Source organism: Protofrankia sp. CiP1_Cm_nod3 (genome assembly GCF_982290655.1).
In genome coordinates this window covers 1-3,159 of record NZ_CEVIVD010000269.1, presented here as the reverse complement: position 1 = coordinate 3,159, position 3,159 = coordinate 1, and the positions used below count along the sequence as shown (strand labels likewise).

Annotated in this window: 5 protein-coding genes; all 5 read left to right on the top strand. The window is 67.7% G+C overall.

The features are described from left to right. The coding region (locus AC5LUJ_RS24095) for an SbcC/MukB-like Walker B domain-containing protein (protein WP_493465853.1) at positions 1-459 on the top strand (459 nt) is incomplete at its 5' end. After that, positions 456-1,679: a Wadjet anti-phage system protein JetD domain-containing protein gene (locus AC5LUJ_RS24090; RefSeq protein WP_250282328.1), complete on the top strand. Its 1,224-nt coding sequence runs from the start codon at positions 456-458 to the stop codon at positions 1,677-1,679. The genes AC5LUJ_RS24095 and AC5LUJ_RS24090, both read left to right, overlap by 4 nt. Before the next feature lie 210 nt (positions 1,680-1,889). Then, entirely contained in the window at positions 1,890-2,069 is a 180-nt protein-coding gene (locus tag AC5LUJ_RS24085; RefSeq protein WP_250282330.1) for a hypothetical protein, read from the top strand. Beyond that, the gene (locus AC5LUJ_RS24080) at positions 2,030-2,584 is read left to right on the top strand and encodes a hypothetical protein (protein ID WP_493465852.1); all 555 of its coding nucleotides are present in this window, start codon (positions 2,030-2,032) and stop codon (positions 2,582-2,584) included. Before AC5LUJ_RS24085 ends, AC5LUJ_RS24080 begins: the two co-directional genes overlap by 40 nt. Positions 2,585-2,651: 67 nt before the next feature. After that, positions 2,652-3,005, top strand: coding sequence for a hypothetical protein (locus AC5LUJ_RS24075; RefSeq protein WP_493465851.1), 354 nt, complete (start codon positions 2,652-2,654; stop codon positions 3,003-3,005). Positions 3,006-3,159 lie beyond the last annotated feature (154 nt).

Genomic DNA, 3,159 nt, shown 5'->3' with positions numbered 1-3,159 from the left:
GGCGTCAGCCGCGACGTGTACCTCGACGTACGCCGGCATGTGGAGATCACCGCGGTCCGCGTCGACGTTCACGGCCGCGAGCTCGCCACATACGCGTCCCTCGGCGGCAAAAGCGGTGGCGAGACACAGGAGCTGATGGCGTTCGTTGTCGGCGCCGCGCTGCGCTACCAACTCGGTGATGAGGACCGCCGGCCACGCTTCGCCCCGGTGTTCCTCGACGAGGGCTTCATCAAGTCCGACTCCGAGTTCGCCGGCCGGTCGGTACAGGCGTGGAAGAAACTCGGATTCCAGCTGATCGTCAGCGCTCCGCTGGACAAGGTGACCGCGCTCGAGCCCACCATGCCGCTCATCCTCACCGTCACCAAATCCCCCACAGGCCGCTCGCACGTAACCCAGTTGCGTGCCATCGACGACGAGACCCCAGCCAGCGGGACAAACCCGGCAGGGTCGCACCAGTGAAGACACCAGAGCGCGTCGTTACCGAGGTGATCGCCCGGCTACGCCGCAGCTGGCCGCAGGCAGCCTGCCACACCGCGCTCCGCGGGAGCACCCAAGCCGACGGGCACACGTCAGGGGTTCACGACTCGCCGGCATGGCCCCACTCGTTCCCCCTCGGAACGCCGAACAGGGCAGAACTCGAACAGCACTTCGCCACCTACCAGGGCCAGGTGCTCGCCTGGCGGCAGTGGCACACCAGCCACGCCGGACGCGGCGTCGATCTCATCGACGCGACCCGCCGGGTCCACGGCACTGTTCAGGCCATCCCCACCCATCTGCGGGTGGAGAACATCGACGCAGCCGTAGCGCTGTGCGGCCATGACTGGACCACACGGCTCGCACGGGGCAGGAGCCGCGCCGCGACGCTCGTCGAGCGATTCGGGCCACCAGCGGACCTGCCGCGCATGCTGCGCGAGGTCGACGACTGGACCGACACCGACTTCGCCCTGCTGTGCGACGCCGCGGAGTGGTTCCGCAACAACGACGCCACCGGCCTGACACCGCGGCAGGTGCCTGTGCCCGGCATGCACGCCAAGTGGCTCAACACGCGCCAGCACCTCGTCGCCGCACTCGCCGGTCTGGACATGCTGCCAGTCGCGCCAGCGCACCCGGCACGCCTCCACCTCACCTACCTCGATCCACACCACCGCGCGGCTGGTGGCCGGCACCATGACTGCATCAGCATCGGCGATCGCGTCCCGCTGGCGTATGAGCCACAGGTGGTCGTCATCTCGGAGAACAAGGACACCGCTGTCGCGTTCCCGCCGGTGCCCGGCGGCGTGTGTGTAGAAGGAGGCGGATTCGGCGGCGCCGCGGCCGCCGCCCTCCCATGGCTGGTCACCGCGCCGCTGCTCGTCTACTGGGGTGACATCGACGCAGCCGGCTTTGAAATCCTCGACGGTTTTCGAACCGACGGCGTCCCTGCCGTCTCGATGCTCATGGACATGGTGACGTTCGAACGGTACGAGCGATTCGGTACCTCACTCGACCGCCGCGGCACACCACTCGGCCCCGGCAGACGCCGCGACGTACCGCACCTGACCGCCGACGAACGCGCCATGTACGGTGCCCTCACCGACCCCACCTGGACACGGCACCGACGCCTCGAGCAGGAACGCATCCCGCTCGCGGACGCGCTCGCCGCACTGCGACTACTTCAGTCACGCGACTCTCTCGTGTAGCCACAAGCCGGTCACTGCTCTCAACACCACGCTGGGCGGAGGATGGGGAGGCGCGTGTGCCGGGTAAGGGTGTGCGTAGTGGCCGAGTCGCCCCACCGACTTGAACACCCATCGCATCGGTGGCAGGTCATGAGGGCCGGCAGAAGCAGAAGACGCGATGTCCGCCTTACCGCCGCGCCCGCCATCAGACCCCACCGCCCAGCACAGCGAGTGAAAAACTCCCCTCCACCACCAACCGGCCGACAGGAAACCACAGGTCACGCCCGCTACCTGGTGCTGATCGACCGGGGCTTCGACAGCAACACCTTCCTGACCAAGGTCGCCGCCACCGGTGCGCAGTTCCTGGCCCGATGCATGTCCACCCGCCGCCCCCTCTCCTGCACCCCCTGAGTGACGGCTCCTACCTCTCGCGTTTCGGTGACCTGACGGTACGCATCATCGAAGCCGACCTGGTTTGCGTCCTCGCGGACGGCACCCGCATCGGCGGACGCTACCGCCTGGCCACCACCCTCTTCGATCCCGTTACCGACCCCGCTGGCCAGCTCATCCGCCTCTACCAAGAACGATGGGAGATCGAGTCGGCGTTTTTCGCCCTACGCTCCACGCTGATGGCCGGACGGGTCCTGCGCTCAAGCGACCAGTTCGGCATCGAGCAAGAACCGTGGACCACCCTCGCCCTCTACCAGGCGCTGCGCACCGCCATGGTCGAGGCCGCCGAGTCCTGTCCGGACACCGACCCGGACCGCGCCAGCTGCACCATCGCCCTGGAAACCGCTCGCAACCAAGTCGTCATCGCCGCCGAGATCATTCCCGAGCAGCCGCACCGGGTCGGCACGATCGGCCGCACCGTTCTTGCGAACCTGCTCCCCGCCCGCCGCCCGCCGCCCGCGTATCAGCGCCCGTAAGGTCAAGTCCCCCATCTCGCGCTACCACTCCTGCAAGGGCCAGGCCCGGCCCCGGACCAGCACCCCCGTGGCCGCCATCGAGACCACCATCCACGACCGGACCAGTCCTGCCGCCACCATGAAGCACGCCAAACCGCCAGCAACCGATGAAGCCAACGAGCCGATCCACAGCGCGACGTGGGAACCCGACAGCGAGGACAAAGGTGCGGACGACGGCCACGTTGTCGAGGACCCCGGCGGCCGGGTGACGCTCATGCTCGCTGTACTCAGCAGCCACCCCGGCAGATCCTGGCACGCCCGCGACGTCGCCCGCCGCCTCGGCGTCACGAACATCAACAGCTTCCGCGTCCAGATGTCCCAGTGGGCCCATCGCGGCCTGATCCACAAGACCGGCCCCGCAACCTATGCCCTTGCATGCTGACCATGCAGGCGCTCGACACCGACCACAAGATTCTTAACTTCCCGGCTTGGAGCTTGGCAGACCGGCCGCCAGCCTCCATAGTTAGTTACATGAGTAATGAACCGATGAACCGATGAACCGCAGTATGCGGTGGTCGGCGTGAAGGACGACGGGC